At 48.9% G+C, this 274-nt stretch carries 1 pseudogene; it reads right to left on the reverse strand.

Annotated elements, in window-relative coordinates:
* Nucleotides 1-224: pseudogene (locus A6R74_RS23745) on the reverse strand (hypothetical protein); the annotation flags it as partial.
* Between the last annotated feature and the right edge of the window lie 50 nt (nucleotides 225-274).

The following is a 274-nucleotide window of genomic DNA, read 5'->3' on the forward strand; positions in this document are numbered from 1 at the left end:
GTGGGCGAGTTAGCACGAAATGTATAAGGATGTAGCAGGCCGTGACCGCGCACTACAACGTATCGAACATTACGATGAAGCACATTGGGGGTTCCAAAGGAGTGATCCATGACGGGCTCCGGCGGCAAAAGTTTTGCAAGCTCATCTGCCGCAAATTGACAATCATCACAATGGCACACAGTGCAATAAATTGGCGCTCCCACAAGCTCAACGGCAACTTGGCCACATGAACACTCGACTCAAAATGTATCAATCGGCATTGGATTATCTCCAT

The sequence above is a fragment of the Halomonas sp. ALS9 genome, from assembly GCF_001651035.1.
Classification (GTDB): domain Bacteria; phylum Pseudomonadota; class Gammaproteobacteria; order Pseudomonadales; family Halomonadaceae; genus Vreelandella.